This window comes from Sulfitobacter sp. HI0027 (genome assembly GCF_001634775.1).
In the GTDB taxonomy this organism is placed as follows: Bacteria; Pseudomonadota; Alphaproteobacteria; order Rhodobacterales; family Rhodobacteraceae; genus Sulfitobacter.
In genome coordinates this window covers 1-5,944 of sequence record NZ_LWER01000031.1, presented here as the reverse complement: position 1 = coordinate 5,944, position 5,944 = coordinate 1, and the positions used below count along the sequence as shown (strand labels likewise).

Sequence of the window (5,944 nt, the reverse complement as noted above, 5' to 3'; positions counted from 1 at the left end):
TATTATCCCCGTCGCAGCCGTCCATAAAGGTGGGCTGCGACATAGTAAGCGGCCCGCAGCGGCCCCACCCCAAAATACCCCCGATGCATCTGCCATGTGGCCCAACTGGCGCGCAGCCTGTTGGACGACAGTGACCCCGGGGTCACGTGAAGCTCAACCAAAGACTGGGAAAGGCCGACGGCCTGTGGCAAGCGATCCAATAGGGTCAGCCAAAGCGCATAATCCTGCCGAAGCTTCATATCCGGCATCGGAACAGAGCCCAACAAGGCCCGATCATACATCGCAGACGAACAGCAAATGACATTGCCGCGCAGCAGCTGCGCCCGCGTGACCGTGGCAGGGACCTCGACCACATGCGCGCCCGTACCAGAGATGCGCGTAAAGCCAGTATAGCACAGCCCTGCCCCGGTCTTGGCCATAAGGGCCAGTTGCAGAGCCAACTTATCCGCCGCCCAAGCGTCATCTGCATCGAGAAAGGCGATATAGCGCCCACGTGCCGCCGCCAAGGCACTGTTGCGCGCCGCAGCCGCCCCCGCCCCTGTTTCGTGGCGCAACAGGTGCACACGCGGGTCATCGGCGGCCAAGGCCAGAATCTGCGCGACAGTGTCATCTTCGGACCCGTCATCGACAAGGATCATTTCCCAATCGGTCATGGTTTGGGCCTGAACACTGCGGATTGCGCGCCCGACCACCTCCGCGCCATTGCGCACCGGCGTGAGGATCGAGACGGTTACCGAGAAACCTTCAGTTTCTGTCATACTGCCTGCCCTGCCCTCTGCCGCTCAGATCTGCTTTTTCATGCCACGCCTGTGTCATGTCCTGCTTGTGTCACGCCGCCAATCCAAGGGCAATCTGCCCCGCCAAGAGGATATCTTGACCTCTTCCGGTTTGACCCGATACTGCGGCCCATGACCCCTGCCGCTCCCCCCCAGATCACTGTCGCCATCGCCACCTTGGGCCCGCGGGCCAGCCAGATCTCCCTGCCCCCGCCAAGGCCGGGCCTGTGCTATCTGGTGATGATCCAGCGCGCACCTGATCCGCTTCCCCACAGTGATCGGCCAGACCTTACCTATATCGCACTCGACAGTCTTGGCCTCTCCCGAAGTCGCAATGCGGCACTGGATGCCTGTAGCACCCCCTATCTGGTCTTTGCCGATGACGACATGCAGCTAGAGACGGAGGGGCTTTGCCAACTTGCGCAGAGACTGACCGAAGCCCCGCATCTGGGTTTCGTAGCGGGGTGGCGGCACGAAAGGTTCCCGACCTCAGGGGCGCGCGCACAGCCCCACCGGCTGCGCAAATCGAACGCAGGCCGCATCTGCGCGCCTGAGCTTATGGTTCGTATGGCCTCAGTGCGCCAGGCGGGGCTGCGTTTTGATCCTGAATTTGGGGTTGGCGCCCCCTACCCTGTCGGAGAGGATTATATCTTCATCTGCGATATGCTTGATGCCGGTTTGCAGGGCGAAGGGCTGCCCATCGTAACCGGGTCTCATCCAGCGGCTTCCACCGGAGAGCAGTGGAATGATGCGCAGTTGCTGAAAGCGCGGCGGCGGGTGCTGAGCCGTTGTTTCGGTGCGACCGCCGGGCTGATCACCACCGCCTATGTCCTTCGACACCGCAAAAGATTTGCCGGATGGAAGGATGCCTGGCGTTTTTGGATCGGGTAAAATTCCGCGCAATATCTGTATTTTCCATTTAATAACAAGGTGATAGCTGTTTTTGTTTCGCGTGCGAAACATTTCGTACGACCGCCCGCCAAAAGGGTGCCCCAGCAAGCCTAGTCTCACCCCCCTTCTCGCCCTAGAGTGCCCGCATATCTCAACGGGGCTCATTCTATGAATACGCGTAAAGGCATTCTTTTGGCGGGCGGCACAGGCAGCCGCCTCCATCCCATTACCTTGTCGATTTCAAAGCAATTGCTGCCGATCTACGACAAACCGATGATCTACTATTCCCTCTCGGTTCTGATGCTGGCCGGCCTGCGCGAGATTGCCATTATCACCACGCCCCAAGATCAAGAGCAGTTCAAACGTCTGCTCGGCGACGGAAGCCAATGGGGGCTCTCCTTGACCTATGTCACTCAAAGCAGCCCCGATGGGCTCGCTCAGGCCTATACGCTTTGTGAAGCGTTTCTGGATGGGGCGCCTTCTGCGATGGTCTTGGGCGACAATATCTTCTTCGGACATGGGCTGCCTGAAAGTCTCTCACGCGCGGCGGAACGCGGGCAGGGGGGGACTGTCTTTGGCTACCGGGTCGTCGACCCTGAACGCTATGGCGTGCTGGATTTTGGTGCAGACGGGCAGGTGCGGCAGATTATCGAGAAACCCAGCCAGCCGCCTTCGCCCTATGCGGTGACCGGTCTTTACTTTCTCGACGGCACCGCACCACAGCGCGCGGCAAAGCTGACCCCTTCGGCGCGCGGAGAGCTGGAAATCACCTCGCTTTTGCAGAGCTACCTTGATGAAGAGGCGCTGCATGTCGAGTTGATCGGGCGCGGCTATGCTTGGCTTGATACAGGCACCCACGGCAGCCTGCTGGACGCCAGCAACTTTGTGCGCACCCTGTCCGAACGCCAAGGCCAGCAGGTGGGCTGCCCGGAAGAGATCGCATGGCGCAAGGGCTGGATCGATGACGCAACCCTCGCCGCGCAGGCCAAGCGTTTGGGTAAAAATGGCTATGGGGCTTATTTGGATCGCTTGCTTGCAGAAGGGCCCCTCTCTTAAGCGGCCCTGTCATAACCGGCCCTAGCTTAAGCATCGGAGTCTTAAGTACCGGTGGCTTAAGCGCCCTCGCTCGTCTCTAGCAAAGCCCGGATCTGGGCGGCGAGGGCAGGGGTTACCCCCGGCCCCGACAGGCGCAACTCGCCGGGCTTAAAGCTGACCTCAACCGATTTGCCAGCCCCAGTTTCAGAGCCTACTGCAGTCTTTTGGCTCTGTTTCGCTGCGGGCGCTTTGGGCTGTTTTCCCTGCAACGCCTTGGTCAAAAGCTCCGTCTCATCCTCTGCCGTCTTGGGCACAGCCTTGCGCAGCCGATCGCGGAGGCGGGAGCCGAAGCCTTCTTCGGTGCCCAACCGCGCCGCCAAGGCCAGCCCGAGCCGTTCTGTCACGGCATTTGGATAGACCAAAACACTGCCCAATTGATCGACCACAGGCATGAAACTTTTGATCTTGGACCTTTTGGCCCGTGAGGCCGAGGCAAACAATTCTTTCAACGCCTCGCCTTCCGAGGAAAACACCCCGGCCGCGACGGATTTCCGCACGATATGCGCGCGCTCAAAAAAGGTCAGCCCGACACGGATTTCGTTTTCTTCGACCATAGCGGTATAGGCGTCACTGGCGTCTTCGGGGTGCCGCACGAAGGCCAGTGCGTGGTTTGGGCCTTCGCCGGTGTCTGCCATCGCGCGCAGCGCCTGCACCCGGCGGAACCCCGAGATGAGCCCGTATTTGCCGCCTTCGATTTCCACCACTTCGATCGGGGTCTGCTGGCCACGGCTGCGCAAGGAGGCGGTGAGCACCTCCATTTCGGCCTCATCAAGGGCGACCCGGTCACGCGACAGGTAGTTCCCCGCGATATCCTCCAGCGCAATCTTGATCGCCATACGGCCTTCGCTGCGGGCAGCTTGCATTTCCGCTGCGACCTTTTCCAAGGCGGCCACCGCACTGGCTTGACCGGCGACATCGGCAATCGGCGCGCGGCGCGGGGTCGGGATTATGCCCGTGGGGATATCACTGATCGGCATGGCATGTCTTTCCTGTGGCACGGCAAGTCGCTCTGGATCGGGTGCGGTCAGACGTTTGCGTTTGGCCATGATAACATTCCTAGGCTAAAGACTGTTTCACCCAAGTTAGAGACTTGAGCGCAGCGATTAATATTTTCTCGCCCCCGCGTGCGGGCGGCTAGGCGGTCTGCTGCTCGGACCGTTTCCAAGCGCCGATCAGCAGTTTCTTGAAGGCGGCGTAGGTCGCATCAAAGGTCTCTCGACCCCGCGCATAGGTCTCGCGGTTGAAGTCCCTGTAATCGGCTTCATAGATGCCATTCACGCTTTCCCCGGCCTGACCAATCAGCGCCGTAAAGTCCTGCCGGTGGGGGGAGAGGGTCGTGCCGAGATAGGCCTGCATAAGAGCGGCCATTTCGGCCTGCTGGCTGCTGTCGAACCGCGTGACCACAGCGCGCACGGCGTCCCATTCAAAGTGCAGCTCATCCAAGCCCAAGGCCCGCGCGGCGACATTTTCACTCTCCTCGATGCTTGAGAAGGTGGCATGGAGCATATCAAAGAACCGCCCCGTGGAATCGAACTCCAGATAGGAGGCCCCGAGCGGCACCAGCAAGATATCCGCGGCCGCCAAGCCATTGATGGTCAGGTAGCCCAAAGCCGGAGGGGTATCGAAGAAAATCAGGTCATAGTCATTCAGCACCCCATCGGCCTCTAGCCGGTCGGTCAGCGCATCCCACAAGCGCCAGCCGCGCGCACTCATCCGCCAGACGGGGATCTGAAACTCGGCCCAGTAAAGATCAAGCTGGGCCCCGATAAGATCAATATTGGGCCAATGGGTCTTTTGGATCAGCGACTGCGCCGTCACATTCCGCGCATCCGACAGCGTCTCATCCAGAGGCTGAGGCGCGTCGCCCCGCGAAACCCGAGCGCGGTTGTCCTCTTGCAGGTGGTCGGCATAGTGCCGCGCCAGCAGCGGAAAGACGGTGGACCATTCGTCTTGCACTTTGCCGCCAAAGATCGAGGTCATCGACCCTTGGCTGTCCAGATCGATCACCAATACCCGATAGCCATCCAAGGCGGCCGACATGGCCAGATGGGCCGCCGTCGAGGTCTTGCCGACGCCGCCTTTGAAATTGGCCACGGCGACCATCTTTGCGGGCTGATCTTTGGGGCGGTAGGGGAGGTATTCTTTGGTCTTCGACCCTTCGGCCCCGAAATGTGCCCGCAGCCGCAGGACTTCATCCAGCGAGAACCATTTGGCCCCGCCTTCGGTTTCCGACCGACCTTGGGGCAGATCGGGATTGGCCTTGAGCACGCGGCGAAAATGCGGGGTTGCAACCGGGATCAGATATTTGGTGATTTCCCATGTCGAAAACAGCCGCAACTGTTTACGCCCTTCCTCAGAAAGACCGCGCGCCGTGAGGTCCGCCATGCCATTCGCACAGGCCGCCGAAATGTTGCGAAAGTCCTCCGCCCCGGTGGGGGGGCCAAGCTCTGCCAGAGCAGCATTCGGGGAGATGTTGAAATAGGGAGGTGTGGACATGGAAGCTCGATATGCTGCGTTTTCGCCAGAATACTGCAAAACAGCGCATATGGAAGTTTTTTGATAACTTGAAGGGGGTTTTCTCAGCAATATCTTGGTTTTGCTGCTGTTCTCTTTGGGCGGTTTTGAGGGGGGCCGCCAAAATCTTCTGTTATTTATTTGTTATATAATTAGTTACGGCAGAGCGACGCTTTCGTAAACCCTTACATCTAAATAACAAATCCTGAATATGCTCAAGTTGTGCGATTCTGAAACCACGCTGGGGCGATTCTGAACCCCCGTTAGCAGTGTCCCAACAGTTGGTGTAACTCCCACTGGTAGCGCGGGCTGAGCGGAGCCTTCGCATAGCGAAGCGAGGCCCGTGCGGGTCCCTTGGCGGCCATGGTTGTTCTTCGGCTAAGGTTTGGTTTGCGGACCTAACTTTGACCGAGGAGAACGACCATGACCAAGAACAGTCTATCAGATACTGCCGCGCTGCGTGCGCTTTTGTCAGAGACATCTGACAGCAACCTGCTTGCCGAGATGCTCGGTTTCGTCGCCGACCGCCTCATGGCGCTGGATGTCGACCAGCTCTGCGGTGCCAGTGCGCACGAGCGAAGCAGCGACCGCATGAACCATCGCAACGGATACCGGTCCCGAGCTTGGGAAACGCGTGCAGGAAGGGTCGACGTGAAGATCCCGAAGCT

Annotated in this window: 6 protein-coding genes; 3 read left to right on the top strand and 3 right to left on the bottom strand. The window is 59.6% G+C overall.

Annotated elements, in window-relative coordinates; all coding sequences use genetic code 11:
- Nucleotides 1-2: 2 nt before the first annotated feature.
- Complete coding sequence (locus A3722_RS02025) at nt 3-758, bottom strand: glycosyltransferase family 2 protein (protein WP_067627099.1); 756 nt, start codon at nt 756-758, stop codon at nt 3-5.
- 150 nt (nt 759-908) lie between these two features.
- Between A3722_RS02025 and A3722_RS02020 the strand changes: the two genes are divergently transcribed.
- Nucleotides 909-1,667, top strand: coding sequence for a glycosyltransferase family 2 protein (locus A3722_RS02020; protein WP_067627097.1), 759 nt, complete (start codon nt 909-911; stop codon nt 1,665-1,667).
- A 168-nt stretch (nt 1,668-1,835) separates the two neighbouring features.
- Nucleotides 1,836-2,723 (top strand): glucose-1-phosphate thymidylyltransferase RfbA, encoded by an 888-nt coding sequence (gene rfbA / locus A3722_RS02015; protein WP_067627095.1) that lies wholly within the window; start codon nt 1,836-1,838, stop codon nt 2,721-2,723.
- A 56-nt stretch (nt 2,724-2,779) separates the two neighbouring features.
- On the opposite strand, the gene A3722_RS02010 is transcribed toward rfbA, so the two are convergent.
- Both A3722_RS02010 and A3722_RS02005 read right to left on the bottom strand, forming a co-directional pair.
- Nucleotides 2,780-3,808 carry a ParB/RepB/Spo0J family partition protein gene (locus tag A3722_RS02010; protein WP_067627093.1) on the bottom strand — a complete coding sequence of 343 codons (1,029 nt, stop codon included), beginning with the start codon at nt 3,806-3,808 and terminating at the stop codon, nt 2,780-2,782.
- 88 nt (nt 3,809-3,896) lie between these two features.
- Entirely contained in the window at nt 3,897-5,258 is a 1,362-nt protein-coding gene (locus A3722_RS02005; protein WP_067915888.1) for an AAA family ATPase, read from the bottom strand.
- Between the two features lie 441 nt (nt 5,259-5,699).
- Between A3722_RS02005 and A3722_RS02000 the strand changes: the two genes are divergently transcribed.
- A partial coding sequence (locus A3722_RS02000; RefSeq protein WP_201721938.1) for a transposase occupies nt 5,700-5,944 on the top strand: 245 nt, incomplete at its 3' end.